This window comes from Rhodobacter sp. NSM (genome assembly GCF_052244495.1).
GTDB lineage: Bacteria > Pseudomonadota > Alphaproteobacteria > Rhodobacterales > Rhodobacteraceae > Cereibacter_A.
This window is the reverse complement of the sequence record NZ_JBQPXH010000004.1, coordinates 70,274-96,732: the sequence shown is the minus strand read 5'-3', so window position 1 is coordinate 96,732 and position 26,459 is coordinate 70,274. Positions and strand designations below refer to the sequence as shown.

The following is a 26,459-nucleotide window of genomic DNA, read 5'->3' as shown; positions in this document are numbered from 1 at the left end:
CTCCATCGATCGGCCGGTGAGGTGGAGAATCATCACGGAGGGAAGGATGCCGAGAGCGATCTGGAAGGGCTGGCTGGCGGTGGGCGAGGTGAGTTGTCAGGTGGCGCTGCATGCCGCGGCCTCGACCTCCGAGCGGGTGACCTTCCATACCGTGAACCGTCGGACGGGCAACCGCGTCAGGCGCGAGTTCGTCGATGCCGTCAGCGGCAAGCCGGTCGCGCGCGACGATCAGGTGAAAGGCTACGAAGTGGCGCCGGACGAGTACATCCAGCTCGACCCGGCCGAGATCGCCTCTGCCGTGCCCGACAGCGACAAGTGCCTGCGCGTCGACTGTTTCGTCCCCTGCCGGGAAGTGGACGGGGCGTATTTCGACAAGCCCTACTACCTCACCCCGGCAGGGGAGGCCGCCGGAGAGGCTTTCGCACTGATCCGCGAGGGCATGAAGGCGCGGAAAGTTGCGGCGCTGGCCCGAACCGTCCTGTTCCGTCGCCTCCGCACGGTGATGGTTCGGCCACACGGGGCGGGGTTCGTCGCGAACACGCTGAACTTCGACTACGAGGTGCGGTCGTCGGCCGAAGCTTTCGAGGAGATCCCGAAGCTGCGCGTGAAGGGCGAGATGCTGGACCTCGCGAAGCACATCATCGCGACCAAGGCCGGCAGCTTCGATCCAGCGGCCTACGACGATCGGTACGATGCGGCACTCGCGGATCTGGTGAAGGCGAAACTGGCGGGACGAAAGCCGAAGCGCAGGGCTGTGCCGAAGAAGACCAAAGAACCGGCGGATCTGGTGGCGGCCCTGCGGGAGAGCGTCGCCGCATCCGACCGTCCGGGGCGACGGAAAGCCGGTTGACCAGCCGGGGCGGTGCCGCAGCCGGGGGCATCGAACCCCCGACTGCGGCGCTGCCGCGGACAGGGAAGGGACATCGAAAGACCGGAGCTTTCCGTGCCGTTTCAAGAATGCGCCGCGGAAATGGTCGCATTCGAACCGGGCGTGATCGGGCACAGCATGCGTCGCGTCAGCGGCGGCAACGTGAGGAGTTCGGCGGAACGGCGTGCAGCACAGGAGCGCGGACGCCTGTGTCAGGGTCCAGAAGCCTCGGGCACCTCTCGCGGCGCGACCAGGCGCTCCGGTTCAGGTCCTTCGCCGCTCGGGCAGATCCGTCCGTGGCAACGCCGTCCGATGGGCCTCGATGGCCCGGAGGACGGCTTCTCCGCTCCGTCACCGCTTCTCCTTGCCCTCGATGCTCTTCCGCAGCGCATCCATGATGTTCACCACGTTGTCGCCGCCCCACGTCGTCTTCGAGGCCCCCTTGCGCGCGCCCTTCTTCGGCTTCTTCGAGCGGATCAGGTCCAGAAGGTTCTCCTGCACCGGATCCTGGACCATCGCCGGGTCCCACGTCCGCGTCCGCTCCTCGATCAGCCGCTTCACAAGCGCCAGCGCCTTCGCATCCGGCTTCCCTCCGGCAATCTCCGCGAAGCAATCCTCGTCCGGGCGCACCTCGTCGCCGAAGCGAAGCGTCCAGAGGATGATCCCCTCGCCGCGCGGCATCAGGAGAACCGCGCGCTCGCGTCCGCCAAGCACGAGCCGCGCGATCCCCGAGCGGTCTGTCGCCCGCATCGCCTCGCGGATCACGGCGAAGGCCTCTTCGCCGATGGGGTCGGCGGGCATCAGGTAATGCGGCCGGTCGTACCAGATCCAGGCGATCTCGTCAGAGGGCACGAAGCAGTCGATGTCGATGGTCCGCGCGCTCTCGAGGGCAACCGCCTCGAGTTCCTCGTCCTCAAGGACCACATGCTCGTCCTCGCCGCGCGGGTAACCCTTTGCCCGATCCTCGTCGCCTACGACCTCGCCCGTTCCGGCATCGAGGTATCGGCTGACCACGGGATGCCCGGTTCGCCCGTTCAGCGTGCGGAAGCGCACGCGCTCGGAATCCGAGGTGGCGGGCATCAGCGTCACCGGGCAGGTGACGAGAGAAAGCTTGAGGTAGCCCTTCCAGTAGCTGCGCGGTGCCATGCGGTTCAACCGTCGGAGGCGGTGCGGGTTCCGGCGGCGTGGATCCGGTCGAGAACCTCGTGCAGCCTGACCAGATGCCGCGCCTCCGGGTCGAAGCGATGGCCGGCGGCCAGCCGGTCCGCCCAGTCGATCAGCGCACGTCCGCCCCACTCGTCCGGCGGGCCGACGAGTTGCTCGGTTGCGGTGCCCCGGTGACGATGGGCGGCGAAGTCGTAGAAGGAGCCGCCGACATTCGTGAGCGCCGCGCCGCCATCGGTGCCGTGGAACTGCGCCTCGATCACCGCCTCGCGTCCGGCCTGCAGCTTCCAGGAGCAGGCGAGGCGGATCACGCATCCCTCGGAGGTCCGGAGCGTTGCGACGGCATAATCCTCGACTTCCGTCACGGTGGCCGGACGGCCCGCAGCCATCATCTGTGCCTCGACATGAATGACCTCGGGCCAGCCGAGCGACCAGAGCGCGAGGTCCACGAGATGCACACCCAGATCCATCACGCAGCCACCGCCCGAGAGGGTGCGGTCGTAGAACCACGGCTTGTCCGGCCCGTAGGCGTTGTGGAAGGTCAGGTCGATGGCGAAGACGCGGCCGAGGTCACCAGAGGCCAACAGCGGCCGGATTGCGGCCATGGCGGCGGTCAGCCGGTAGGAGAGATCCACGCCGAGGAGCCGGTCGGCCCGCGCCGCCGCCTCGACCACCTCGCGCACCTCGGCCGCGCTGCGCCCCAGCGGCTTCTGGCAGAAGACGGCGCAGCCCGCTTCGAGGGCGACGAGACTCTCGGCGGCATGTCGCGCGCTGGGCGTGGCGATCACCACGCCATCGGGTTCCTGCGCCAGCGCCTCGGCAAGGGTTGCAACCGGGGCCGCGTCCGGCGCCACGGCAAGGGCCCGGTCCACCGCAGCTCTGTCCGGATCGCCAAGCGCTACGATCTCGGCGCGCCCGGAGCGCGCCAGCGCCTCCATCCGGGCGCGACCGATCCAGCCCAACCCCACGAAGGCGAGCCGCGGGCGGGTTCGGGCGGGAAGGCTCAGCTGCATGTCACCACCGCCTTCACGAAACCCTCGGGCTTGTCGCGCGTCGCGTCGAGGGCCGCGGCCAGTTCCTCCAGCGGATAGCTGTGTGTCACGAGGCCGGAGAGGTCGAGCCAGCCCTTCTGCACCGCCTCCACCGCCTCGCGCATTCCGCGCAGGTAGACCTCGGGCCGGCGCTCGTGGGCGTTCACCACATCGATGCCGCGCCAGTTCCACTGCTGCATGTTCACCTGCCGCGCGCCGTCCTGATGATAGCCCGCGATGACCAGCCGTCCGCCCTCGGCCACCAGTTCCCCGGCAAGATCGAGGGGCCATTGCTTGCCCACGGCCTCGATCACCACATCGCAGAAATAGCCGTTGGTCAGGTCGCGCACCTCGTCGACGATCTCCTGATGGTCGATCATCGCGATGGTCCGGGCCGCGCCCATGCGGCGCGCCATGGCGAGCGATTCCTCGCGCCGCGAGATGGCGATGACCTCGGCGCCCGCATCCGCCGCGAGCCGCGTCAGGAGCGCGCCGAGAAAGCCCACGCCGATGATCGCGACCCGGTCGCCGCGCCCGATGCCGGAGCGGCGGAAGATGTTGAGCGCGCAGGCCACCGGCTCGACCGGAAAGGCGATGCCGTCGGGCAACGGCACGAGATGGGCCACGGGCACGATCTCGTGGCTGGCGAAGCTCCGCTGTCCCAGGAAGGCCACGCGTTGGCCCGGCCGGACCTCCGTCACGCCGGGTCCTGTCGCCTCGACCACGCCCCAGCCCTCGTGCCCCATTCCGCCCGGCTCCGTCGGGTAGCTCATCCACTCCGGCGCTGCCCAAGGGCCGAGATTGGAGGCACAAACCCCGCAGGCCTCGATCGCAATCCGCACCTCGCCCTCCTCCGGCTCGGGCAGGGGCAGGGCGACGATCTCGATCCGGCCGGGACCGGCGAGGCGCGCGGCTCGCATCGACTTGGTGGCATCGGGCTGGGCGCGCCCCGGCGTAAGAGAGACGTTCATGGGTCCTCCGGTATCCGCGGTTCTCATGATGATGATCTTCAGGATGATCTCGAGGATCCGGCCCGGAACGTCGTGCGCCTGCATCTGTTCCTGTCACGACGGCGGAAGAAGGATGAATGGCCGTCTGCGGCGGAAGGGCGCCGGTGCCGGCATAATCTCCGGAGAGCGCGGAACATTCCCGTGATCCTCTGGTTGCGCCAGCGTCCACAGCATCAGAGACAACTTCAGGATCTTCTCATGGCGAGGATACTCATCACGGGTGGCTGCGGTTTCATAGGCCGCCACGTCGCCGAGGAACTGCTGGCGAACGGATACGAGGTCCGTCTCTACGATGCGCTGATCGAGCAGGTGCACGAGGGCACGAAGGTCGCCCTTCCGGAAGGGGCGGAACTGGTGCGCGGCGACATGCGCGACGCCGACCGTCTTCGCCCGGCGCTCAGGGATTGCGATGCGGTGCTCCATCTCGCGGCCGAGGTGGGCGTGGGCCAGTCCATGTACGAGATCGCGCGCTACGTGGGCGCGAACGACCTCGGCACGGCGGTGCTCCTCGAGGCGCTGATCGACCGGCCGGTGTCGCGGATCGTCGTCGCGTCCTCGATGAGCGTCTATGGCGAGGGGCATTACGCGCGCGAGGACGGCTCGCTTGTCGAGCGCGTGCGCCGGAAGGCCTCCGACATCAAGGGCGCGCGCTGGAACCCGACCGATGCCGATGGGCGGCCCCTGACGGCAGTCCCCACCGACGAAGGCAAGCGGGTGGATCTCGCATCGATCTACGCGCTCACGAAATACATGCAGGAGCAGGCAGTCCTGATCCACGGCGACGCTTACGGCGTGGATGCGGTGGCGCTGCGCCTTTTCAACGTCTTCGGCGCCGGGCAGGCGCTTTCGAACCCCTACACGGGCGTCCTCGCCAATTTCGCCTCGCGTCTGGCGAACGGTGAGCGGCCGACGATCTTCGAGGACGGCGAGCAGAAGCGCGACTTCGTGCATGTTCGCGACGTGGCCCGGGCCTTCCGGCTGGCGCTCGAGACGCCGGATGCGGCGGGCGAGGTCATCAACGTGGGCTCCGGCACGGCCTACACGATTTCCGGCGTGGCGCGGCTGCTGGCCGGTGCGATGGGGCGGCCCGAGATCACGCCCGAGATCCTCAACCGCGCCCGGTCCGGCGATATCCGCAACTGCTTCGCCGACATCGGCCGGGCCCGGACGATCCTCGGGTTCGAGCCGAGCCACCGGCTCGAGGAGTCCCTGGACGATTTCGTTGCCTGGGTTGCCGGCTCGGTCGCGGTCGACCGGGGGGCCGACATGCGGCGACAGCTCGAAGAGCGGGGCCTCGTCACATGAGCCACGACTTCGGCTTTGTCGAATGGTTCCGGCCGGGCGACCACGACCGGGCGGAGGCGGCGCTCGAGGGACTCGCCGCGACGGGCGCGCGCTATCTGCGCACGCATCTGAGTTGGGCCGAATATCTGGCACCCGGCGGTCAGGACTGGTTCGACTGGCTGATCCCGCGCCTCGGCCAGTCGGTCGAACTGCTGCCCTGCATCCACTACACGCCGCCGTCGCTCTCGCGCACGAACCGCACCTCGGGGCCGCCTTGCGACCTGAAGTCCTATGCCGATTTCATCGACCACGTGCTGACCCGCTACGGGCGGCACTTCGAGCATGTGGAGCTCTGGAACGAGCCGAACAACCTGCTGGACTGGGACTGGAGGCTGGACGCCGATTTCCTGCTCTTCTGCGAGATGGTGGGCGGTGCCGCGCACTGGGTGCGCGAGCGCGGCTGGAAGGCCGTGCTGGGCGGGCCGTGCCCCTTCGATCCGCTCTGGCTCGACCTCATGGGAGATCGCGGGGTTCTGGCGCATTGCGCGGCGGCGGGCTTCCACGGTTTTCCGGGCACCTGGGACAGCGAGGAAGGGGCCTGGGCCGGCTGGGATCTGCACCTGGGCGAGATGCGGGCAATCCTCGACAAGCATAACCCCGATTGCGAGATCTGGATTACCGAGACGGGCTATTCCACCTGGCGCAACGATGAACTCGAGCAGGCCCGCCGCTTTGCCGGGGCGATGAAGGCTCCGGCGGCCCGCATGTACTGGTACGGCTGGCGCGACCTGCCGGGGGACGTGCCGGTCCAGGAGGGGCTGTGGTTCGATCCGCGGCACTACCACATGGGAGCGGTGGCCGCGGACGGGCGGCCGAAGCTGCTCGCGCGGCTTCTGGCGGCCGAGGGCGTCGAGGGTGTGCGTTCGATGGCGGGGCTCTGCGCACCCTCGCTCGCGCAAGCCGCGCGTCCCGTCGTCGTGACCGGAGGCGCGGGCTTCATCGGCTCGAACCTTGCCGATGCGCTCCTGTCGGACGGCGAGGAGGTCATCCTTCTCGACAATCTCGGCCGGCCGGGGGTCGAGGACAACCTGCGCTGGCTGAAGGCGCGGCACGGCGACCGGCTGCATCCCGTGATCGCCGACCTGCGCGACGAGCGCGCCATGGCCGAGGCCGCGCGCGACGCATCCTCGGTCTATCATCTGGCGGGCCAGACCGCGGTCACGACGAGCCTTGAAAGCCCCGTCGCCGACTTCGAGATCAACGCGCGGGGCACGCTCAACCTGCTCGAGGCGATCCGCGCCACCTGCCGCCCGGTGCCGCTCCTGTTTGCCAGCACAAACAAGGTCTACGGCGCGCTCGAGGATCTGGAGATGCGGCCCGGCGACCGGCACCTGCCTGCCGATCCGGCGCTTCTCGCGAGCGGCATCGCGGAGACACGGCCGCTCGATTTCTGCACGCCCTACGGCTGCTCGAAGGGCGTGGCCGACCAATACGTGCTCGACTACGCCAAGAGCTTCGGGATTCCGACCGCCGTCCTCAGGATGTCCTGCATCTACGGGCCGCGCCAGTTCGGGACCGAGGATCAGGGCTGGGTTGCGCATTTCCTGATCCGCGCCCTGAAGGGCGAGGAGATCTCGGTCTTCGGAGATGGACGGCAGGTGCGCGACGTGCTGCACGTGAGCGATGCCGTCGACGCCTACCGGCGGCTCATGGCGGAAGTGGGCAACGGCCGGATCGCGGCGCGGGCCTTCAACCTCGGGGGCGGGCCAGACAACGCGGTGAGCCTCCGGCAGGTGCTGACGGAGATCTCGGCGCTCCTCGGCGAGCCGGTGCGTGTGACGGAAGAGGGCTGGCGGAAGGGCGATCAGCTCTGGTTCGTGGCCGACACGCGTGCGCTGGCGGGCGCCCTTGGCTGGAAGGCGACCGTCGGCTGGCGCGAGGGGATCGCGGCGCTTGCGGACTGGCTGGCGGAACATCGGGTCGGCCGGCGGCTGCCGGACCCCCGGCGCGAGAGGATGCTTGCGTGACGGGAACGCATCTCACGGTCCTGATGACGGTCGATGCGGTCGGCGGCGTCTGGCGTTACGCCATGGATCTCGCCGCAGGGCTGCGCGGTGAGGTGGACGTCGTCTTCGCTGGCTTCGGTCCGGAGCCCTCGGCGGCGCAGCGACGCGAGGCCGAGACCCTTGGCCCGCTCGAATGGTGCGATGCGCCGCTCGACTGGCTGGTGGGCGGCGAGTCGGAACTCGCCATCGTCCCGAAGATGATAGCGGGCGTGGCGAGGCGCCACCGGGTCGACATCATCCATCTCAACCTGCCATCGCAGGCGGCAGGACTTACGGTGCCGGTGCCGGTGCTGGCGGTCTCGCATTCCTGTGTCGTCACCTGGTTTGCGGCCGTGCGCGATGGCATCCTGCCCGCGGGCTGGCTCTGGCAGCGGCGGCTGAACCGGCAGGGACTTGCGGCGGCGGATGTGGTGGTGACGCCGACACGGGCGCAGGCCGACCTGATGACGGGCGCCTACGGGCCGCTGCCCGAGGTGCGGGTCGTCCCCAATGCCAGCCGCTTCGCTCCGCCGTCCCGGCGCATGGCGCGGCCGATGGTGCTGTCGGCCGGCCGCTGGTGGGACGAGGGCAAGAACGCGGCCGTTCTCGACGCGGCAGCGCCGCTGATCGACTGGCCGGTGGTGATGGCGGGCGCCGCGGCCTCGCCGAAGGGGCAGGCGGTCGAGATCCGGGCCGCCGACGCGCGGGGCGAGCTTGCCCATGCCGAGGTGCTTGACCTCATGTGCGAGGCCTCGATCTTCGTCTCTCCGTCCCGCTACGAGCCATTCGGGCTGGCCGTCCTCGAGGCGGCGCGGGGCGGGCTGCCGCTCGTCCTCGCCGATATCCCGACGTTCCGGGAACTCTGGTCGGGGGCGGCCGAGTTCTTCCCGCCCGAGGATCCGGTCGCGCTGGCCGAGGCGGTGAATGGCCTGATCCGCGACCCGGACCGCCGCCGCACGCTCGGCCAGGCGGCGCAGAGGCGCGCGGCGGACTACACGCCCGAGCGACAGGCCCATTCCATGGCCGCCATCTATGCCGAACTCTGCCCCATCCCCGAAACGCTCCGCGCCGCGAGGTGACATGAAGGTCCTGTTCTACACCCATTCTCTCGTCTCGGACTGGAATCACGGCAATGCCCATTTCCTGCGCGGGGTCATGCGCGACCTCGTGCAGCGCGGCCACGAGGCGCTTGCGCTCGAGCCTTCGGGTGGCTGGAGCCGGACGAACCTCGAGGCGGACGCCGGACCCGCGGCGATCACGGCATTCACGCATGCTTTTCCCGATCTTCATTCTCGAAGCTACGCACCGGACTTCGACCACGAGACAGCCCTCGGCGCCGCCGACGTCGTCGTCGTGCACGAGTGGACGGATCCGGCTCTCGTCGCGCGGATCGGCCGGGCGCGTCGGCAGGGCGGCCGGTTCCTCCTTCTCTTCCACGACACCCACCATCGCGCCGTCAGCGCGGATGGCGAGATCGGCGGGCTGGACCTGTCGGGATATGACGGGGTGCTGGCCTTCGGCGAGGCCCTGCGCGAGACCTACCTCAAGGCGGGCTGGGGGCGGCAGGTCTTCACCTGGCATGAGGCGGCGGACGATGCGCTCTTCCGCCCGATGCCGGCGGAGGCCGAGGGCGAGCTGATCTGGATCGGGAACTGGGGCGACGGCGAGCGCAGCGCCGAGTTGGCGGAGTTCCTGATCGACCCCGTGGCGCGGCTCGGGCTGCGCGCCACCGTGCGGGGCGTGCGCTATCCGGCCGAGGCGCTCGGCCGGCTTGCCGCGGCGGGCATCGCCTATGGCGGCTGGATCCCGAACGCCGAGGTGCCCGCAGCCTTCGCGCGTCATCGCGTGACCGTCCATGTGCCTCGGAGGCCTTACGTCGAGGCACTGCCGGGCATTCCGACGATCCGCGTCTTCGAGGCGCTGGCCTGCGGCATCCCGCTGGTCTCGGCGCCCTGGTGCGACACGGAGGGGCTCTTCCGCACCGGCACCGACTTCCTGGTGGCGCGGGACGGCGCCGAGATGGAGCGCCACCTGCGGGCGGTGCTGCACGACCGCGATCTGGCGGAGGCGCTGGCCGAAAGCGGGCTCGCCACGATCCGCAGCCGCCACACCTGCCGCCACCGCGTGGACGACCTGTTGACCATCGTGGGACAGCTGGGCCTGCAGGCCCGGACGGCGGAGGTGGCCTGATGCGGAGCATCGCCTTCTACGGATCCAGCCTTGTCTCGGCCTACTGGAACGGGGCGGCCACCTACTACCGCGGCATGATCCGGGCGCTTGCGGGCCTCGGCTACCGCGTGACCTTCTACGAGCCGGATGTCTATGACCGGCAGAAGAACCGCGACATGGATCCGCCCGACTGGTGTCGCGTCGTGGTCTATGACGGCACGCCCGAGGCACTGATGCGCGCCGCGGCCGAGGCGGGGCAGGCGGACATCGTGGTGAAATGCTCGGGCGTGGGCTACGAGGACGACCTCCTGCTGGCCGAGGTGCTGCGTGCGGCGCGGCCCGACGCACTCCGCGTATTCTGGGACGTCGATGCGCCCGCGACGCTGGCCGAGATGCAGGCCACCCCCGACCATCCGCTGCGCCGGGCACTGGGGCGGATCGACCTCGTGCTGACCTACGGGGGCGGCGATCCGGTGGTCGCGGCCTACCGCGCGCTCGGCGCGCGCGACTGCGTGCCTGTCTACAACGCGCTCGATCCCGAGACCCATTATCCCGTGGCGCCGCAGGACCGCTTCACCGGCGACCTCGCCTTTCTCGGCAATCGCCTGCCGGATCGCGACGCGCGCGTGGCCGAGTTCTTCACCAATGCCGCCTCTGCGGTGCCGGGGGGGCGCTTCCTCCTCGGCGGATCGGGGTGGCACGACCAGTCCTTCCCTCCAAACGTCCGCCGTCTGGGCCATGTCGGCACGGCCGACCACAACGCGCTGAACGTCACGCCCCGGCTGGTTCTGAACATCTCCCGCGACAGCATGGCGGCGAACGGCTTCTCGCCCGCCACCCGCGTCTTCGAGGCGGCGGGGGCGGGGGCATGTCTCGTGACCGACGCCTGGGAGGGGATCGAGCTCTTCCTCAACCCCGAGCGTGAGGTGCTCGTCGCCCGCGACGGCCGGGACGTGGCCGAACTCGTCCGAACCGTCGGCAACGAACGCGCCCGGCTCATCGGAGAGGCGGCGCTGCGCCGCGTGCTGTCCGAGCATACCTACGCACACCGGGCGATACAGGCCGATGCGCTGTTCCAGCGGCATCTCGCAAGAATGGAGGCGGCGGAATGAGCCTCGACATCGTCGTCATCGGCCTCTCGCTCTCGTCGTCCTGGGGCAACGGGCATGCCACCACCTACCGCGCGCTCCTGCGCGGGCTCGCAGCCGAGGGACACCGCGTGCTCTTCCTCGAGCGCGACGTGCCCTGGTACGCCGAGAACCGCGACCTGTCCGACCCCGACTTCTGCCGGCTGGAGTTCTACCGGGGGCTGGACGAACTTGCCGGCCGCTGGGCCGACCGGATCCGGGGCGCGGATGCCGTGATCGTCGGCTCCTATGTCCCCGAGGGGCGCGAGGTGATCGATGCGGTGGCCGCGCTCGGCCCGCCTCTCCTGGCCTTTTACGACATCGACACGCCGGTCACGCTGGGCCTTCTGGACGAGGGGCAGGAGGAATTTCTCGCCGCGCGGCAGGTGCCGCTTTTCGATCTCTACTTCTCGTTCTCCGGGGGCGAGGTGCTCCGTCATCTCGAGGAGGTCCGCGGCGCGCGGGCGGCACGGGCGCTCTACTGCGCCGTCGATCCCGACCGCTACCATCCCGTGCCCGGCGAGCCGTGCTGGGATCTGGGCTATCTCGGCACCTACAGCCCCGACCGGCAGCCGACGCTCGAGGCGCTGCTGATCGAACCCGCCCGGCGGCTGCCGGACAGGCGCTTCGTCGTGGCAGGCCCCTCCTACCCGGCCGGTATCGACTGGCCCGCGAATGTCGAACGGATCGAACATCTGGCGCCGGGCGACCATGCCACCTTCTACAGCCGCCAGCGTTACACGCTGAACGTCACGCGGGCCGCCATGCGCCGGATGGGCTGGTCGCCGTCTGTTCGCCTGTTCGAGGCCGCGGCCTGTGCGACACCCGTCATCTCGGACGACTGGCAGGGACTGGACGAGCTGTTCCCGGATCGCGAGGCGATCCTGATCGCGCGGGAGACGGAAGACGTCGTGCAAGCCCTCGCGGGCGTCAGTGAAGAAGCGCGCGCGGCGCTCGGCCATGCGGCACAGCGTCGGGTGCTGGCACGCCATACGGGCCGCGCAAGGGCCCGTGAACTGGCCGAGGCACTTCAACGGCAGGGGGCGGCGGCGGCCTGACGCGGAAGGAGCGCGTGTGGCGATAGGCGGTGATGCAGAGCGCAGGTTGCGCCGGGAGAACGGAGGATTCCCATGCTCAAGAGAACCGCACAGATGACCGTCCTCGTCGCCGGAGGGGCGGGCTTCGTGGGCTCGCATCTCTGCGAGGCGCTGCTGCGGCAGGGTCATCGCGTGATCTGCCTGGACAGCTTCCTTACCGGGTCGATGGAGAACGTGCAGGCTCTCTGCAATTTTCGCGAGTTCCGCCTGGTCAGGCAGGACGTGATCGAGCCGATCCGGCTAAGCGAAGCGGTGCAGCGCGTCTACAACCTCGCCAGCCCTGCGTCGCCGCCGCAGTATCAGGCCGATCCGGTCCACACGATGATGACCAATGTCGTGGGCACGCAGAACCTTCTCGCGCTGGCCGAGGCGCATGGCGCGCGCTTCCTCCAGGCCTCCACCTCCGAGGTCTACGGCGACCCCGAAATCCACCCCCAGCCCGAGGACTACCGCGGCAACGTCAACTGCACCGGCTCGCGCGCCTGTTATGACGAGGGCAAGCGGGCAGGCGAGACGCTCTGCTTCGACTACCGCCGCCGCGCGCGTGTCGATGTCCGCGTGGCGCGGATCTTCAACACCTACGGCCCGCACATGCGCCCCGACGATGGTCGCATCGTGTCGAACCTGCTGGTGCAGGCGCTCAGGGGCGAGCCTCTCACGATATACGGCACGGGCGAGCAGACCCGCTCGTTCTGCTACGTCACGGATCTGGTGGTCGGCCTGATGGCGCTGATGGAGACGGCCGAGGCCCCCGACTGCGCGATCAATCTCGGCAATCCCGGAGAGTTCACCGTCACGCAACTCGCCGCGCTCGTGCGGCGCCTTGTGCCCACTGCCGGCGGGGTAGTCCATCATCCGCTCCCCGAGGACGACCCGCGCCGCCGCCGGCCGGACATCGAGCGGGCGCGACGCCTTCTCGGATGGGAGCCGCGCGTGCCTCTCTCCGACGGCCTGCCGCAGACCGCCGCATGGTTCGCGCGTCACCTCGGCCAGGCTCTGCCTCCGCCGGTCCGGGCCGGACGACCCTCCGTGCCGGCCCGGACCTGACTTCCTGGCAGAGGCCGGTCCGCGGCGCGTGATGCCGCGGGGGCGGACTGCCGCTTGCCGCTCGTGACGCATCGAGGCATCTTTTCCCGAAACCCCGCGCGGGCGAGATTTCCCCAATAGATAATTTCATCGCCTCGGGTGCCCCCGTGGATGCGGCAGGCGGTGTGATGCCCGAAGCCGTCTGTCTCCTCGGCAGGCAGTTGCCGGTGTCGCATCCGCATGGGTCGGGGCGTCCGCCGTAAGTATGTCGCCCTGACTAAATCCTGTCGTTCTTGCGCCCCATTACCCCGTTAGTCAGCTTTCACGTCCTGGTTGATTCCGCATCTGCCGGACGAGACAGAAACGGCAGGGGATGCGTGGATGTTCTTCCGTCACGGCGGCAACGATTTTCAGGTGTCGACATGGGATGCCGGCCAGTCCTATCTGACGACGTGGTCTGAGGACCATGTGCAGGTGCTCGACGACGACCGGATCGCTCTCACGCTGAGCAGATCGCATGACAGCTCCACCCGGCCATGGGTCGGCGGCGAGTTCCAGTCGAATGCGGCCTTCACGACCGGCACATGGAGCTGGATGGCGCAGGCTCCGCGCATGATCGACGGCACCGTCTTCGGCCTCTTCCTCTATCAGGACGACTACCGGACACAGCCCTGGCGCGAATACGACATCGAGTTCGCGGGCGGAGACACGACGGAGATCCACCTCGCGGTGCATTTCCTCGACCGGTCCGGCAACCACGTCACGATGCGTGAACCTCTGGTCATCGACCTCGGCTTCGATGCTGCACTGGCGCCGCATGTCTACGAGATCCAGGTGACGAACCACGACGCGACCTTCCGGGTGGACGGCGAGACGGTGGCCGTGATCGATGCCTCCTACGTCGAGGGAGGCGTCTGGGATCCGGGCCCGCTGGCAAGCCTCGTCGACCTCTGGGCGACGCCGCCGGAACTCGAGCCGTGGGCAGGCCGCATGGAACAACCGAGCGCCACCTTGACCGGCTATGTCGAAAACGTCCGCTTGCCGTCCGACAGCACGGTCTACGGAACCCGGGCCGCGAATGCGGTGCAGGGAACGGCGGCGGCCGATCTTCTCTACGGCTTCGCCGGCAACGACACGATGGAGGGCGGCGCGGGTGCGGATCGCATGTATGGCGGCGCGGGCAACGACCTCTACCATGTCGATGCCCTTGGCGACGAGGTGATCGAGCGGTCGGGCGAAGGCACGGACACGGTCCATTCCGCGGTGAGCTTCAGGCTCGGCGCCAATCTCGAACGGCTCGTGCTGACCGGCGCTGGCGCGATCAACGGCACCGGGAACACCCAGTCGAACACGATCGTCGGTAACGGCGCAGCGAACCGTCTTGCCGGCGGCGGCGGCAACGACAGGTTGGACGGACGCGCGGGTGACGACGACCTGATTGCGGCCTGGGGACGGGACACGCTGCTGGGGGGCGACGGGGACGACAGGCTGCAAGGCTGCGCCGGAAGTGACCGTCTCCTCGGCGGCCTCGGGGCCGACAGGCTCGTCGGCGGGTCGGGCCGCGACGTGCTCACCGGCGGCGCCGGAAACGACGTCTTCGTGTTCAGCTCGGGGCAGGGATGCGACGTGATCACGGATTTTGTGGCCGGAGGGTCCGAGGACCGGCTCGAAATCCACGGATACGACCGGATCGCCGAACTCCGCCAGGTGGGAGCGGACACGCTCGTCGTATTGTCCGGAAGCGACTCGATCCTGCTCCGGGGCGTGCAGGGCATGGACCTGACCTCGCAGGACTTCCTGTTCGCCTGACCTCCCTCGGCGGCCTGCACCTGTCCGGCGGCGAAGGGTCTTCAGCCGCCGCTCCTATCCTTTGGCCTGCTGCATCGCAGCCTCGGCGGCGGTCAGGAAGTCGCTCCTCGTCAGGGGCTTGCCGAGCACTGCCGCGAAGCGCGGCGAAGCACGGCTCATCCGGCTGCGCCAATCGGGAAGGGCCGTGATCAGAAGGACCGGAAGCTCGGGCGAGAGTTCGTTCGCGGCCTGTCCCAGCTCGGCACCCGTGACATGCGGCATGTCGAAGTCGGTGACCAGCAGGTCCCACATGCAGGGGTCGTCCCGCAGCGCCTCGAGCGCGTCGCGAGGATCGGCGCAGGGCACGACCTCGGCTCCGGCCTGCTCGAGAAAGGCCGACAGCACCCTCAGCACATCGGTGTTGTCGTCCACGACCAGCACCGTCCGTCCTGTAAGCCGGCCGGTGAGGGCGCTTGCGGTCTCGGGCGCCGGTGCGGCGGGCGCCTCGGGCAATTCGACGGCTTCGGTCGGCCAGAGGACGGTGAATGTCGTGCCCTCGCCCGGTTCGCTCTCCAGTGCGATGGCGCCGTGGTTCGCGGCCAGCACCCCGGTCACGATGGCGAGGCCCAGCCCCGTGCCCGCCGCTCCCTTGGTCGAGAAGTAGGGCTGGAAGACCTTGGCCTGCGTCGCCGTGTCGATGCCCGGACCATTGTCCGCCACGGTGATGGAGACGTGGCGCCGCGAGGGATTGGGCTTGCCCGCCGAGAAGGGCCCTGCGAGCCTGCCCGGATCGGCCAGACCGAGAGCCACGCCGATCTCGTAGCCCGCTTCGCGCGCAGGTGCCGAGGCGATCGCGTCCCGCGCATTGATCACGAGGTTCAGGACCACCTGAAGGATGTCCGTCGGGTCGACCTCGATCCAGACCGGATCCTCCGGCAGGGAAAGCGTGAGCCTGGTCCGGTTGCGCAGGCCGGCCCGCACCAGATCGGCCGCGTCCTGCAACAGTGGGCGGAGATCGACGCGCGTGCGATTGCTCTGCCTCTGGCCGAGGCTCAGGAAACGCCGGACGAGCGCGCCCGCCTGCTCGGTGGCGGCGACGATGCGATGCGCGTGGGCCTCGGCCGCCCCCGGCTTCAGGTCCCGGATCAGCGTCGCCGACCCGCCGATCGCGGCGAGCAGGTTGTTCAGGTCATGAGCGAGCCCCGACGCGAGCTGTCCGATGATCTCGCGCCGCTGCGCCATCTGCAGTTCTTCGCGCAGGCGCGTCTGTTCCTGCTGCTCGCGCAGGCGCTTGGAAATGTCGCGCGAGATGCAGATGATCCCGCCATCGGCCTTTCGCGTAAGCGAGACCTCCTGCGACAGCTCTGTCCCGTCCAGCCGTCGCCCGACAAGCTCTCCGCGCCAGCCGCCCTCGCTCTGCAGGACGGGCAGCGCCACCGCGGCGATGTGGTCGGCCACTTCGGGATCATAGAGCGTGTTCCATGAGCGGCCGAGGATCTCCTCGGGATCCGCGACCCCGAACATTTCGCGGTGGGCGCTGTTCATGTAGGTGTAGCGGCCCTCGGGATCTGTCAGGGCGATGCCGTCGTGCGAGGCGTCCATGGCCGCGGCAAGGTCGGTCCGCGCGCGCTGCTCGGCGACCTTCAGGGCGGTGATGTCCACCCTGAGACCGACGCGTCCCCCGTCCGGGGTCCGGCGCTCGAGCACCCGGAGCCAACGCCCGTCGGCAAGCTGCTGCTCCTGCACGTTGCTGTCCAGCTGGTGCGCCGAAAGCCGCTCGGCCAGCCATTCCGTTTCACGCCCGCGAGCCTCGACCATCTCGCCGGCACGCAGGCCCTCGCGCAGGATCTCCTCGAAGGTGGCGCCGGGCACGATGGCCGGAGAGGCGCCCGGGTAATATTCGTGATACTGCGGATTGCAGAGCACCAGCCGGTCCTCCGCGTCGAAATAGGCGAAGGCGTCGGGCAGGACGTCGACCGCGGCAGTCAACTGGGCGCGGGCCGCCTGAGCCTCCGCGGCCATGGCGGCAAGCTGCTCTTCCTGCCGCTTGTAGGTGGTGATGTCGCTCGCGACGGCCATGTAGCCGTTGATCGCGCCATCCGTCTCGACAAGCGGCTGGATCGAGAGGTCCAGCCAGAACCGCTGTCCGCTTGCGGCCGTCGCCTCGATCTCGGCCCTGCCGGGCTGGCCGCAGGCCAGCATCTCGCGCAGGCGGTCTGTCCGGTTCTGGTGGGAGTCGCCACAGCGCAGCACCGCGCAGAGGGGGCGCCCTCTGACTTCCTGCAGGGCGTGGCCTGTCTGCGTCTCGAAGGCGGCATTCACCCATTCGATCCGCTGGCTCTCGTCCATGACCATGACGAGGTTGCTGGTGAGTTGCGCGAAGGTGCCGAGCCGGTCGACCTGTTGGCGCTGGACATGCGCCTCTGTCGTGTCGCGGATCACGATGACGTAGCCGGGATGGGCATTCGCGGACATCGGCGGCAGTTGCGTCGCGGAAACCGAATGCCAGCGCACGCCTTCCGCATCGCGGACCTGGCAGTCCCGCGCGACGGTCGCGCCGGCGGCCGCGGCCTCTTCCATGACACGCCGCACGAAGGCTGCGACGTCGGCAGGCAGCACCTCGTCGATCAAGCGGCCGACCGTCTCGTCTGCAAGCTTCGGCAGGTTGCCGAGCCAGCCGCCGTGATTGCGCAGCAGCCGGCCGTCGGCATCCAGTTCGAGCAGCATGTGGGGCATCGCCCGAAGCGTCGCCTCCAGCCTGTTCCGCTCTTCCTGCTGCGAAGGCTCGGCCTGGCCGGTGTCGCGGCCGATGCCGAGGCGTGGCGCCCAACTCGGCATCATGGCTGGCCCATCGGGTTGCGGGGGCCGCTGGAAGGGGTCGTCACCTGCAAGGTCTCCTCGGCGTCGGGCGTCTGGGCACGCCCGGATGATCTTTCGGAGGGCCGAGTCGCGCGACCATCCTAGGGTCTTACCTCTTCCGGAAAGCTTAACCCGAGATCATCGCGAGAAAACGATACAGTTCGTATTCACCCACGTTCTTTCGCACAGGCGCAGGCCAGGCATCAGCGATGCGGCGTCAGACGAGGCCGCGGCGCTTGGCGGCCAGCACCGCCTGGGTGCGGCTTCCGACGCCCAGCTTGTCGAAGAGCGTCCTGAGGCCGGTCGCGAAGGTCTCCGCACCCATCCGCTCGGCCAGAATCTCGGAGGGCCGGCCCTCGACGAGCTCGCGCAGCAGGTCGAGGTCGGCTTCGGTCAGGTCGATGTTCGAGGCCCGGGTCTCCGGTGGCGCCTTGCACGGCGCACCGGCTGTCGCGGCCTCACGCACTGCCGCTGCGATCGACGCGAACTGCGTCTTCTCCAGGAAGCCCGCGACGCCGGTCCGCCGCGCCTCGGCTATCACATCGTCGGGAAGGTTGCCCGACATGAGGAGGACGGGCCTCCCGCCGTTGGCCGAGATGGCACGGCCAAGGCCCTCCATGCCCTCGACGCCGGGCATGAAGAAATCGAGCAGCACGACGTCGAAGGGTCCATGGGCCTCGATTCGGGCCAGCACGCCCGGCAGATCCTCGGCGGCCTCGGTCGTCATGTCGGGCTCGCGCGCGAGGAGGCCGAGGATCAGCTCGCGCACCAGAGGCTGGTCGTCGGCGACAAGAACCGCGATGCGCTCTTCACGGGGTTCCGGATGGTCCATCGGTTCCGCTCCGCTGGTTCGGGGCGGCCCATCGGCCCGCCCCCTTGCCCTGGATCGCCGCGGGCCTTCAGCAGGAAGGGCAGGGCGAAGGCCGGTATCCCTCGCGCATCAGGCGGCCCATGCCGCCGGCCACATCCACGACGGGATGATCGGTGCGCGCCGCAATGGCAGCCGCAGCCGCAGCCGACCTGCGCCCGGACCGGCAGATGAGCGCGATCGGCTGGCCGGGCTTCAGCTGCGGCCCGATTGCGGCAAGAAAGCTGTCGGCATCCCGGTAGGGCAGAAGCACCGCATTCGGCAGTACGCCCGTGTCCCGCCATTCGGATGGCTCGCGGATGTCCACGACCATGGCCTCGCCGCCAACCAGATCCTGGGCCGCCGGAGAGAGCGTGTTCACGCTACCGGCCTGGGCCGCTGGCGCCACCACCTGCACCACGGCGGAAAGAGCCATCAGCAAACGCTTCATCGGAATGTCCTCGCATGCATCATCCGGGATGTGACAGGACAGGCCCGCCCGGTCAAGGCACGAGCTTCAGCAGATACGTGGCAATTGCTCGCCGATCAGCATGTCGACGATCCGGCTGCCGCCGAAGCTGGTGGTCATCCGCACCTGACCCGGATGGTCCGCGACCGCACGGCCGATCATGACCGCGCCCTCGCCTTCGGGCCGCGCCCGCATTGCCGCCAGCGCCGCCTCCGCCTCCGCCTGCGGCACCACCAGCACGAGCCTGCCCTCGTTCGCCAGATAGAGCGGATCGAGCCCGAGGATCTCGCAGAGCCCCACGACCTCGGGCCGCAGGGGCAGGGCGCTTTCCTCGATGACGATCCCGACGCCCGAAGCCTCCGCCAGTTCGTTCAGAACCGAGGCGATGCCGCCGCGCGTGGCATCCCGCGCAGCCCGCGCGCCCGGAGCGGCGCCGAGCACCGCCTCCATCATGTGGCCGAGCGCTGCGCAATCGGACCTTATGTCCGTCTCGAGCGCGAGGTCGCCGCGCGCCGCGAGGATCGTCGCGCCGTGGTCGCCCAGCACCCCGTTCACCAGCACCGCGTCGCCCGCGCGGATCGCCGAGGCGGACAGTTCGCGACCGGGCGGGATCACACCGACCCCCGTCGTCGTGACGAAGACCCCGTCGGCCGCGCCGCGCTCCACCACCTTCGTGTCACCGGTGACGATCCGCACTCCCGCCGCCTCGGCCTCGGCCGCCATGGTCGCCACGATCCGCCGGAGGAGCGCCACCTCGGTGCCCTCCTCGATGATGAAGGCCGCCGACAGCCAGAGCGGCCGCGCGCCCCCCACGGCCAGATCGTTGACCGTTCCGCAGACCGCGAGCTTGCCGATGTCGCCGCCCGGAAATTCGAGCGGGGTCACCACGAAGCTGTCCGTCGTCAGCGCGAGGCGGGCCCCCGGCTCGGCCAGCGCCGCCTCGGTCAGCCGCGCCTGGTCCTCCATCCCAGGCGGGCGAAAGATCCCGGTGAAGACCTCCGCGATCAGATCGCGCATCGCCTGCCCGCCCCCGCCATGGGCGAGGGTCACATGACTGTCCCTGAGCGCCATCCCGTTCCTTCCGTTCCGGCCGTCCCGGCCCTTCATTCTCGTCAAAATATCCCGGGGGGAGCCCAGGGGGCGGGGGGCGGAGCCCCCCTTATTCAGCCGCCGCTCCCCGGGCGCCGCCGTATTGCCAGTAGGCGGCGCAGGCGCCTTCCGAACTCACCATCAGGGCGCCGAGCGGCATCTCGGGCGTGCATCCCCGGCCGAACTGGGGGCAGGCCGTGGGCTTGATCCGGCCCGTCATCACCGCGCCGCAGGCGCAGCCCTCCGGCTCGGATCGCAGCTCGCGCACGGCTCCGTAGCCGATCCCGAACTTCCGTTCGGCATCATGTGCCGCGTAGGCGTCGCGGATGCGCAGGCCGGAATCGTCGATCTCGCCCAGACCGCGCCATTCGAAGCTCGGTCGCCGCTCGTAGACATCGGCAATGGCCGCGAGGCTGACCGGGTTGCCATGCTCCGGCACGACCCTCGCATACTGGTTCTCGATTTCCGAACGACCCTCGGCGATCTGGTTAAGGACCATCAGCACCGATTGCAGCAGATCGGTGGGCTCGAAGCCGGCCACCACCAGCGGCTTGCCGTAGTCGCGGGCGATGAAGTCGTAGGGATGCGTGCCGATCACCATCGAGACATGGCCCGGGCCGATGAACCCGTCGAGCCGCATGTCCGGATCGTCCAGCAGCGCGCGGATCGGCTCCGGCACGGTGATGTGGTTGCAGAATATGCTGAAGTTCGCGAGACCCTCGCGCGCCGCCTGCTGGATCGAGAGCGCCGTGGACGGGGTCGTCGTCTCGAAGCCCAGCCCGAAGAAGACCACCTCGCGCGTGGGGTTGCGCCGTGCGAGCTCGAGCGCGTCGAGCGGCGAATAGACCATGCGAATGTCCGCGCCGCGCGCCTTGGCCTGCAGGAGGGACCCTTTCCTGCCCGGCACACGCATCGCATCGCCGAAGGTCGTGAAGATCACCTCGGGCCGCTCGGCGATCTCGATGCACTCGTCAACCCGGCTCATCGGCAGGACGCAGACCGGGCAGCCGGGGCCGTGGATGAACTCGATCCCCTCGTGCACCAGCTTGTCGAGGCCATAGCGGAAGATCGCATGCGTATGCCCGCCGCAGATCTCCATGATGTGGAGCGGCCGGGCGCGGGTGGCGCCCAGGTCGTCGGCGCGCGCGGCGATGGCAGCAAGCAGGCTGCGCGCGAGGGCCGGGTCACGGAACTCCGAGGCAAACTTCATGCCCTTTCCTCCAGGGCCTTCGACCCTTCCGCCATGGCTTCCAGCGCCTCCTGCGCTTCGCCGAGGTCGCGCAGCGCCTCGAGCGTCTTCGCCGCCTCCTCCTCGTCGATCAGGCTCATCGCGAAGCCCACATGGATCAGCGCCCAGCGGCCGACGAGATCCTCCAGCGCCCCCTCGGCGACGCAGGCGATGTTCACCTCGCGCCGCACGCCCGAGACGTCCGCCATGGCCATCAGCCGGGATGCGTCGGTTATGGCCGTGATGCGGCCGGGAATGCCCAGGCACATGTCAGTCCTCCTCCTCTTCCGCAGCGAGCCGCCCCGCGGGATCCGCGATCCCGTAGCGGTCGAGCTTCGCCCTGAGCCCTACGCGGCTCAGACCCAGCTCGGCCGCCGCGCGGCTCTTGTTCCAGCGATGGCGCGTCAGCGTCTCTCGCAGGATGCGCATCTCGATCAGCTCCACCCTGTCCTTCAGCGTTCCGTCCGCCGTCAGCACGCCATCGGCACTGCGGTCCGCCCCGCCCTCGGAGGGCGGAGCCTGCAGGATCGGTCGCGAGATCAGGTCGGCGGTCAGCACCTTGCCCTGTGCGAACACCAGCATCCGCATGATCTCGTTCGCAAGCTCGCGCAGGTTGCCCGGCCAGTCGTAGTTCTCGAGGAACTCCAGCGCCGCCGGCTCGATCTCGTGCACGGGCTTTCCATGCGTGGCGGCGAGATCGGCCAGGATCACCTGCGCGAGCAGCGCCACGTCCCCGCGCCGGGCGCGCAGCGGCGGCACCGCGATCTCGCCCGCCGAGAGCGCATAGTAGAGGTCGGCGCGGAACTGTCCCTCGGCCACGAGCGCGCGCAGGTCACGGTGCGAGCCCGCGATCAGCCGCAGGTTCGTGGTCAGCGTCTCCTGCCCGCCGACCGGGCTGAAGGCGCCATTGGCCAGCATCCTCGTCAGCGCCATCTGCAAGGCCGGCGAGGCCGCGTCGATGGCGCCGATGTAGAGCGTGCCACGGTCCGCTTTCTGCACAAGCCCGACGCGGCTCGAATTGCCCGCCGCCACCCCGCGCTTGGCGCCGAAAAGCTCGATTGCGGCCAGATCCTCGGGGACGCCCTGAAGGTTGAACTCGTGGAACGGGCGGTCCGAGCGGAGCGAGCCGTAGTGCATCGCCCGCGCGAGCTGCGCCTTGGCCGTGCCCGGCTCGCCCGCGAGCAGCACCGGCATGTCGAAGCTTGCGAACTGCCGGGCAGCGGCCACCACCGCATTCATGGGAGATGAGGGTGCGCGCAGGATGCTTTCGAAACCCATCCCCTCGCGGAGGGCCCGCCGCCTTTTCTCGAGCCGCGTCTCGACGGTCGAGTTCAGGAAGCGCATCTCGAGCGCCAGCCGCTCGTTCTCGCGCGCGAGGTGGAAGAGGCGGGCGGCGTTGCGGGCCGCCATGGCGAGCTGGTCGGGGATCCACGGCTTTGTCAGGAACTGGTGGATGCCGGCCTCGTTGATCGCGGCCACCATGGCCGAGGCGTCGGTGTAGCCCGTGAGGATGATCCTTACCGTTTCGGGCCAGCGTTCGCGCGCCTGGGCGAGGAACTGCACACCGGTCATGCCCGGCATCCGCTGGTCCGAAATGATGACCTGAACCCACTGATCCTCGAGGATCTTCAGGGCCTCCTCGCCCGAGGGGGCGGTGGCGATCTCGAACTCGTCCTCAAGCGCCATCCGCATGGCGGCCAGCGCATGAGGCTCGTCGTCGACGAGAAGGACCAGCGGGCGGGACATCAGCCGCGCACCCCGAGCATCTTGGCGGTGCGGCGACCGGAAAGCCATTTCAGCCAGCCCTCCATTCCCTCGCCGGTCCGGGCCGAGACCCGGAGAACCTCGATCGTCGGGTTCACCCTGCGGAGGTTGGCCTCGTAGAGGTCGAGGTCCACGTCGCAATAAGGTGCGAGATCGACCTTGTTCAGGATGGCGAGCCGCGCCGCCGTGAACATGTCAGGATATTTCAGGGGTTTGTCCTCGCCCTCGGTGACCGAGAGGATCGCAACCTTCGCATCTTCTCCCAGATCGAAGGCGGCCGGGCACACGAGGTTGCCCACGTTCTCGATGAACAGATGCGCCCCCGGAACGAGCGGCAGGTCGTCCAGCGCGTGGCCGACCATGTGCGCGTCGAGGTGGCAGCCCTTGCCGGTGTTGATCTGCACCGCCGGAGCGCCTGTCCGGCGGATCCGGTCCGCGTCGTTCGACGTCTGCTGGTCACCCTCGATTACGGCGAGTGGAGTCCCCGCGAGGAGTGAAATGGTTTTGCAGAGCAACGTCGTCTTTCCCGAGCCGGGGGACGACACGAGGTTGACGGCATGAACGCCCATCTCGCGCAGGCGATGCCGGTTCGACAGGGCATAGACGTTGTTCTTGGACAGGATGTCTGTCTCGACCTCGATCAGGCGCTCCTGGCTCATGCCGGGCACGCTCGCGCCCGCGGCGCCGAGCCCGTGATGGTGGTGCCCGTGCCCGTGGCCGTGATCATGCCCGTGGTGATGTCCGCCGCAGCCGCAGTCGTGATCCTCATGTCCATGATGCGCGTGACCGTGAGTCGTCTCGAAGGTGACCTTGTCGCCGCAGCCGCAGACCGTGCACATCACTGAACCTCCATGTCCTTAATCCGCATCTCGTCGCCGCCCACCGGCATCAGCCGGCCTCCGCCGCAAAGCGGGCAGGGGTCGAACCTGTCCTCGATCGCGACCTCCTCGCCGCAATCGTAGCAGAGCGCCCGGCCGGGCAGGTCGAGGATCTCGAGCCGGGCGCCTTCCGCGGCGCTGCCGCGCATCACGACGTCGAAAGCGAAGTCGAGCGCCGCCTTCTCGACCCCGGCAAACCGTCCGATCTCGAGGCGCAGCACCTTGACCGAGGCGAAGCCGTGGCTGCGCGCCTGATCCTCGACAATGCCGCGGATGCCCTCGCAGAGCGACATCTCATGCATCGGCGGCCTCCGTCACCGTGGCCGGCACACAGGGATCCAGGATGGCGACGAGGAGCGACGCCAGTCGGCCCTTGTCGGCGGGCAGGGTGCGCAAGCTCTGCTCCAGCACGCCGCCGGGTGCCACGAGATGATCGGTTGGCGTCATCCGTTCGAAGGCAGAGATCACGCCATGTTCGGCCCGGCCACGGAGGGCATAGGTGCCGCGGGCAGCGGGCACGACGGCGGTTCCGTCGGTGAGCAGCAGCGGCGCGGGCGGTGTGCCGCGGTCCGCGAGCCGACCCATTGCGCGCCAGAGCGGCCCGCGCCCCCATCGCGCCGCCACGGCGGCGAGCGTCGGATGCGCCTCGCGCCGCGCTGCCGGCGAATTGTCGTAAGCGCCGGGGATCATGGCGGCCCCCGCCGGCAGGGCGGGCAGGTCCGCCACCGCTTCCCCCGGTCCGAAACACTCCGCGATGCGGGAAAAGAGCGGATGGCGCGCAAGCCATCCGTCAAGGTCGCGAGGCAGGGGAAGGTCCGGCAGGTCGCCTGTCGGATCGACGGCCAGACCCAGCATGCCCGGCCAGATCACCGAGAGCTTCAGCCGGTGCTCGCGGCCGATCTCGTGCTCCAGGGTCCCGCGCGCGAGCGGCTCCAGACCGAAGGCGAGCCGCATCGCCGTGGTCTGCGCCATCGGACAGAGGTTGAAGATCCGCGGCAGAAGCTCGGCCGCGGCCTCGGGGCTGCGGCCGAGCATCAGTGCCTCGACCGGGAGCGCGGGCCCCACGGCGATCTTCGGCCCGTCCGGCCCGAGGCTTATGGTGATCGCCCCCGACATCAGCTTTCCGCGAGGCCGGCCGTGATGACGGAGCGGCGGCTGGGTTCGGACCCGATTTCGGCAGGCGGGGCCAGCTCCGCCTCGCGCGCGGCCCGGATCTCGGCGGCCCGGTCGGTCTCGGCGCGGTTGCGTTCGTCGAAGAGCGCGGCCATCACCGCCCGCGCCACTTCCACCGCCTGCAGCTGGCTGGAAAAGTCGTTCATGGGCGAGAAGAGCGAGCAGGCCTTGTAGCCGCCACCCATCGGACGGACATTATGAATGAACTCGTAGTCGCCCGACGGGAAGCCGAGATGCTCCTTCGCGCCCGGCGTCAGGGCTGACCAGTCCTCGCCCTCGGCGGGCAGCAGCACGAGGTTCATGAACCACGGCGCGACCAGCACCCCGAGCGGTCGGCCGTCGTGCAGGCGGAAGCCCACGGCCTCGACGTGCAGCGCCTTGTTGACGAGCGGGACGTCCCGCATCTTCGAATGCCAGACGTCCTCGAAATCCGCCACGAGCAGCGCGATCTTCTCGGCGATCACGGCGGACGCCGCCTCGGCCGCCGGATCCGAGAGGACCATGAACTGCTCCTTCGGTGCGCCGCAGTGCGGGCAACTCCAGTCGCCCGGCAGATCCGCGAAGGGCGTGCCCGGCAGGATCTGGCGGTAGTCGTCGCCCGTGGCCGGATCGTAGGGTGTCCAGCAGATCTTGCATTCCATGACCGCGTCCGGACCGATCCGGTCGTTCGCGCCGAGATAGGAGCCCTCGAAGCCGCTCAACGGATCGCCTCCAGCACTTCGAGGATGCGCGCGGCGCTGTCCTCCAGATCCTCGGGCGCGGCAAGCGCCACCTGCGGCATGGCCGTCACTTCGAACGTGTCGAGGATGAGGCTGTCCATGGAATTGAAGAACTGCACGCGCCAGACCTGCGGCAGTGCGGTGGCGGTGATCCGGCAGTTGCCGTAGCCGCGCGAGAGGATGGTGACCGCGCCCTCGCCGAGCATCCGGTCAAGCCAGGCGAGGTCCTCTTCGGTGTGCGGCAGCAGCGTGAGGTTGACCACATGCGGCTCCTGGTCCGGACGCCAGGTGCCAGATTTTTCGACCAGTTCCGCCAGCAGTGCAGGTGCGTTGACCACGCCCTGCGGGCGGCGGCCCGAGGGGGTCAGCGCCTGCCGGTGAGGCGCGAAGGCGCGCGTCAGCGCCGCCGAGGGGACAGGCCCGACCTCGACCCGATCGGCCCCGGCACCCGCTACCGACCAGACGCCGGCAAAGACGCTCTCCTGCACCATGAGGGCGGGCACGCCCCGCAGCCGCATCGAAACCTCGCCCTGGCCCAGCGTCTCGGCCATCAGGCGACGGTTGTCCTCGTCGAGGGTCGAAAGGTCGAAGCTTGCCGTTTGGCCCGAGGAGGCACAGGCTCCGCAGGCCTCCGCGAACTGCTCGAGCAGGCCGAGCGCCGGCGCGAGGCCGACCGCATCCTCGATCTCCGGAAGATGCGCCGAGTAGGTCCGCATTCCCGAGGGCAGGGCCATGAAGGCCAGATCCGCATCCTCGTCGCCGGGCTGCGATCCGGGACCGAAGCCGGTGGGGGGCATGTGGAACGATGTCATGGGGGAACCCCT

Annotated in this window: 24 protein-coding genes; 9 read left to right on the top strand and 15 right to left on the bottom strand. The window is 69.3% G+C overall.

The annotated features are described in order from the left end of the window. Positions 1-46: 46 nt before the first annotated feature. Positions 47-850 (top strand): non-homologous end joining protein Ku, encoded by an 804-nt coding sequence (ku, locus tag ACTVZP_RS10040; RefSeq protein WP_443212020.1) that lies wholly within the window; start codon positions 47-49, stop codon positions 848-850. 369 nt (positions 851-1,219) lie between these two features. On the opposite strand, the gene ku (ACTVZP_RS10035) is transcribed toward ku (ACTVZP_RS10040), so the two are convergent. Genes ku (ACTVZP_RS10035) through ACTVZP_RS10025 form a run of 3 tightly spaced genes read right to left on the bottom strand, consistent with a single transcriptional unit; the run spans position 1,220 to position 4,034 of the window. Next, a complete protein-coding gene (gene ku / locus ACTVZP_RS10035) occupies positions 1,220-2,014 on the bottom strand; it encodes a non-homologous end joining protein Ku (protein WP_443212019.1) in 795 nt (264 codons plus the stop codon). Positions 2,015-2,019: 5 nt separating this feature from the next. Then, entirely contained in the window at positions 2,020-3,045 is a 1,026-nt protein-coding gene (locus ACTVZP_RS10030; protein ID WP_443212018.1) for a Gfo/Idh/MocA family protein, read from the bottom strand. Continuing rightward, positions 3,036-4,034, bottom strand: coding sequence for an MDR/zinc-dependent alcohol dehydrogenase-like family protein (locus ACTVZP_RS10025; protein WP_443212017.1), 999 nt, complete (start codon positions 4,032-4,034; stop codon positions 3,036-3,038). The genes ACTVZP_RS10030 and ACTVZP_RS10025 overlap by 10 nt, the downstream gene beginning before the upstream one ends. Positions 4,035-4,271: 237 nt before the next feature. Here ACTVZP_RS10025 and ACTVZP_RS10020 point away from each other — a divergent pair, with 237 nt between their 5' ends. From ACTVZP_RS10020 to ACTVZP_RS09985, 8 genes are all read left to right on the top strand, one after another. After that, positions 4,272-5,378 (top strand): NAD-dependent epimerase/dehydratase family protein, encoded by a 1,107-nt coding sequence (locus ACTVZP_RS10020; RefSeq protein WP_443212016.1) that lies wholly within the window; start codon positions 4,272-4,274, stop codon positions 5,376-5,378. Beyond that, positions 5,375-7,384, top strand: coding sequence for an NAD-dependent epimerase/dehydratase family protein (locus ACTVZP_RS10015; protein ID WP_443212015.1), 2,010 nt, complete (start codon positions 5,375-5,377; stop codon positions 7,382-7,384). The genes ACTVZP_RS10020 and ACTVZP_RS10015 overlap by 4 nt, the downstream gene beginning before the upstream one ends. Next, the gene (locus tag ACTVZP_RS10010; RefSeq protein ID WP_443212014.1) at positions 7,381-8,481 is read left to right on the top strand and encodes a glycosyltransferase family 4 protein; all 1,101 of its coding nucleotides are present in this window, start codon (positions 7,381-7,383) and stop codon (positions 8,479-8,481) included. The genes ACTVZP_RS10015 and ACTVZP_RS10010 overlap by 4 nt, the downstream gene beginning before the upstream one ends. 1 nt (position 8,482) lies before the next feature. Next, on the top strand, positions 8,483-9,592 hold the full coding sequence (locus tag ACTVZP_RS10005) for a CgeB family protein (protein WP_443212013.1): 1,110 nt from the start codon (positions 8,483-8,485) through the stop codon (positions 9,590-9,592). Next, positions 9,592-10,683, top strand: a complete 1,092-nt coding sequence (locus ACTVZP_RS10000) for a CgeB family protein (protein ID WP_443212012.1) — start codon at positions 9,592-9,594, stop codon at positions 10,681-10,683. The genes ACTVZP_RS10005 and ACTVZP_RS10000 overlap by 1 nt, the downstream gene beginning before the upstream one ends. Next, on the top strand, positions 10,680-11,756 hold the full coding sequence (locus tag ACTVZP_RS09995) for a CgeB family protein (protein ID WP_443212011.1): 1,077 nt from the start codon (positions 10,680-10,682) through the stop codon (positions 11,754-11,756). Before ACTVZP_RS10000 ends, ACTVZP_RS09995 begins: the two co-directional genes overlap by 4 nt. A gap of 72 nt (positions 11,757-11,828) precedes the next feature. After that, entirely contained in the window at positions 11,829-12,842 is a 1,014-nt protein-coding gene (locus tag ACTVZP_RS09990; protein ID WP_443212010.1) for a UDP-glucuronic acid decarboxylase family protein, read from the top strand. 360 nt (positions 12,843-13,202) lie between these two features. Then, the gene (locus ACTVZP_RS09985) at positions 13,203-14,630 is read left to right on the top strand and encodes a family 16 glycosylhydrolase (RefSeq protein WP_443212009.1); all 1,428 of its coding nucleotides are present in this window, start codon (positions 13,203-13,205) and stop codon (positions 14,628-14,630) included. Between the two features lie 54 nt (positions 14,631-14,684). Here ACTVZP_RS09985 and ACTVZP_RS09980 read toward each other — a convergent pair whose 3' ends face one another. The 12 genes from ACTVZP_RS09980 to ACTVZP_RS09925 form a co-directional block, all read right to left on the bottom strand. Further along, positions 14,685-17,450, bottom strand: a complete 2,766-nt coding sequence (locus ACTVZP_RS09980) for a PAS domain S-box protein (RefSeq protein ID WP_443212008.1) — start codon at positions 17,448-17,450, stop codon at positions 14,685-14,687. A 235-nt stretch (positions 17,451-17,685) separates the two neighbouring features. Then, positions 17,686-18,300, bottom strand: coding sequence for a response regulator (locus ACTVZP_RS09975; protein ID WP_443212007.1), 615 nt, complete (start codon positions 18,298-18,300; stop codon positions 17,686-17,688). Positions 18,301-18,367: 67 nt separating this feature from the next. Further along, positions 18,368-18,766, bottom strand: a complete 399-nt coding sequence (locus ACTVZP_RS09970) for a rhodanese-like domain-containing protein (RefSeq protein WP_443212006.1) — start codon at positions 18,764-18,766, stop codon at positions 18,368-18,370. A gap of 66 nt (positions 18,767-18,832) precedes the next feature. Continuing rightward, a complete protein-coding gene (gene hypE, locus ACTVZP_RS09965) occupies positions 18,833-19,855 on the bottom strand; it encodes a hydrogenase expression/formation protein HypE (RefSeq protein ID WP_443212005.1) in 1,023 nt (340 codons plus the stop codon). An 88-nt stretch (positions 19,856-19,943) separates the two neighbouring features. Further along, the gene (gene hypD, locus ACTVZP_RS09960; RefSeq protein WP_443212004.1) at positions 19,944-21,083 is read right to left on the bottom strand and encodes a hydrogenase formation protein HypD; all 1,140 of its coding nucleotides are present in this window, start codon (positions 21,081-21,083) and stop codon (positions 19,944-19,946) included. Beyond that, the gene (gene hypC / locus ACTVZP_RS09955) at positions 21,080-21,370 is read right to left on the bottom strand and encodes a HypC/HybG/HupF family hydrogenase formation chaperone (RefSeq protein ID WP_443212003.1); all 291 of its coding nucleotides are present in this window, start codon (positions 21,368-21,370) and stop codon (positions 21,080-21,082) included. The genes hypD and hypC overlap by 4 nt, the downstream gene beginning before the upstream one ends. 1 nt (position 21,371) lies before the next feature. After that, positions 21,372-22,847 (bottom strand): sigma-54-dependent transcriptional regulator, encoded by a 1,476-nt coding sequence (locus tag ACTVZP_RS09950; protein ID WP_443212002.1) that lies wholly within the window; start codon positions 22,845-22,847, stop codon positions 21,372-21,374. Next, positions 22,847-23,704 carry a hydrogenase nickel incorporation protein HypB gene (hypB, locus tag ACTVZP_RS09945; protein ID WP_443212001.1) on the bottom strand — a complete coding sequence of 286 codons (858 nt, stop codon included), beginning with the start codon at positions 23,702-23,704 and terminating at the stop codon, positions 22,847-22,849. The genes ACTVZP_RS09950 and hypB overlap by 1 nt, the downstream gene beginning before the upstream one ends. Continuing rightward, positions 23,704-24,045 (bottom strand): hydrogenase maturation nickel metallochaperone HypA, encoded by a 342-nt coding sequence (gene hypA / locus ACTVZP_RS09940; protein ID WP_443212000.1) that lies wholly within the window; start codon positions 24,043-24,045, stop codon positions 23,704-23,706. Before hypA ends, hypB begins: the two co-directional genes overlap by 1 nt. Beyond that, complete coding sequence (locus tag ACTVZP_RS09935; protein ID WP_443211999.1) at positions 24,038-24,859, bottom strand: HupK protein; 822 nt, start codon at positions 24,857-24,859, stop codon at positions 24,038-24,040. The genes hypA and ACTVZP_RS09935 overlap by 8 nt, the downstream gene beginning before the upstream one ends. Next, positions 24,859-25,617, bottom strand: a complete 759-nt coding sequence (gene hybE, locus ACTVZP_RS09930) for a [NiFe]-hydrogenase assembly chaperone HybE (protein WP_443211998.1) — start codon at positions 25,615-25,617, stop codon at positions 24,859-24,861. The genes ACTVZP_RS09935 and hybE overlap by 1 nt, the downstream gene beginning before the upstream one ends. Next, the gene (locus tag ACTVZP_RS09925; RefSeq protein ID WP_443211997.1) at positions 25,614-26,447 is read right to left on the bottom strand and encodes a hydrogenase expression/formation protein; all 834 of its coding nucleotides are present in this window, start codon (positions 26,445-26,447) and stop codon (positions 25,614-25,616) included. The genes hybE and ACTVZP_RS09925 overlap by 4 nt, the downstream gene beginning before the upstream one ends. Positions 26,448-26,459: the final 12 nt, after the last annotated feature.

Coding starts and splice junctions, on each gene's coding strand:
- ACTVZP_RS09975 (WP_443212007.1), bottom strand. CDS start 18,300: ATGGACCATCCGGAACCCCGTGAAGAGCGCATCGCGGTTCTTGTCGCC.
- ACTVZP_RS09980 (WP_443212008.1), bottom strand. CDS start 17,450: ATGATGCCGAGTTGGGCGCCACGCCTCGGCATCGGCCGCGACACCGGC.
- ACTVZP_RS10005 (WP_443212013.1), top strand. CDS start 8,483: ATGAAGGTCCTGTTCTACACCCATTCTCTCGTCTCGGACTGGAATCAC.
- hypB (WP_443212001.1), bottom strand. CDS start 23,704: ATGTGCACGGTCTGCGGCTGCGGCGACAAGGTCACCTTCGAGACGACT.
- ACTVZP_RS10015 (WP_443212015.1), top strand. CDS start 5,375: ATGAGCCACGACTTCGGCTTTGTCGAATGGTTCCGGCCGGGCGACCAC.
- ACTVZP_RS09995 (WP_443212011.1), top strand. CDS start 10,680: ATGAGCCTCGACATCGTCGTCATCGGCCTCTCGCTCTCGTCGTCCTGG.
- ACTVZP_RS09935 (WP_443211999.1), bottom strand. CDS start 24,859: ATGTCGGGGGCGATCACCATAAGCCTCGGGCCGGACGGGCCGAAGATC.
- ACTVZP_RS10025 (WP_443212017.1), bottom strand. CDS start 4,034: ATGAACGTCTCTCTTACGCCGGGGCGCGCCCAGCCCGATGCCACCAAG.
- ku (WP_443212019.1), bottom strand. CDS start 2,014: ATGGCACCGCGCAGCTACTGGAAGGGCTACCTCAAGCTTTCTCTCGTC.
- ACTVZP_RS09990 (WP_443212010.1), top strand. CDS start 11,829: ATGCTCAAGAGAACCGCACAGATGACCGTCCTCGTCGCCGGAGGGGCG.
- ACTVZP_RS10030 (WP_443212018.1), bottom strand. CDS start 3,045: ATGCAGCTGAGCCTTCCCGCCCGAACCCGCCCGCGGCTCGCCTTCGTG.
- ACTVZP_RS09950 (WP_443212002.1), bottom strand. CDS start 22,847: ATGTCCCGCCCGCTGGTCCTTCTCGTCGACGACGAGCCTCATGCGCTG.
- ACTVZP_RS10020 (WP_443212016.1), top strand. CDS start 4,272: ATGGCGAGGATACTCATCACGGGTGGCTGCGGTTTCATAGGCCGCCAC.
- ACTVZP_RS09970 (WP_443212006.1), bottom strand. CDS start 18,766: ATGAAGCGTTTGCTGATGGCTCTTTCCGCCGTGGTGCAGGTGGTGGCG.
- ACTVZP_RS09985 (WP_443212009.1), top strand. CDS start 13,203: ATGTTCTTCCGTCACGGCGGCAACGATTTTCAGGTGTCGACATGGGAT.
- hypC (WP_443212003.1), bottom strand. CDS start 21,370: ATGTGCCTGGGCATTCCCGGCCGCATCACGGCCATAACCGACGCATCC.
- hypD (WP_443212004.1), bottom strand. CDS start 21,083: ATGAAGTTTGCCTCGGAGTTCCGTGACCCGGCCCTCGCGCGCAGCCTG.
- ACTVZP_RS10000 (WP_443212012.1), top strand. CDS start 9,592: ATGCGGAGCATCGCCTTCTACGGATCCAGCCTTGTCTCGGCCTACTGG.
- ACTVZP_RS09925 (WP_443211997.1), bottom strand. CDS start 26,447: ATGACATCGTTCCACATGCCCCCCACCGGCTTCGGTCCCGGATCGCAG.
- hypA (WP_443212000.1), bottom strand. CDS start 24,045: ATGCATGAGATGTCGCTCTGCGAGGGCATCCGCGGCATTGTCGAGGAT.
- ku (WP_443212020.1), top strand. CDS start 47: ATGCCGAGAGCGATCTGGAAGGGCTGGCTGGCGGTGGGCGAGGTGAGT.
- hypE (WP_443212005.1), bottom strand. CDS start 19,855: ATGGCGCTCAGGGACAGTCATGTGACCCTCGCCCATGGCGGGGGCGGG.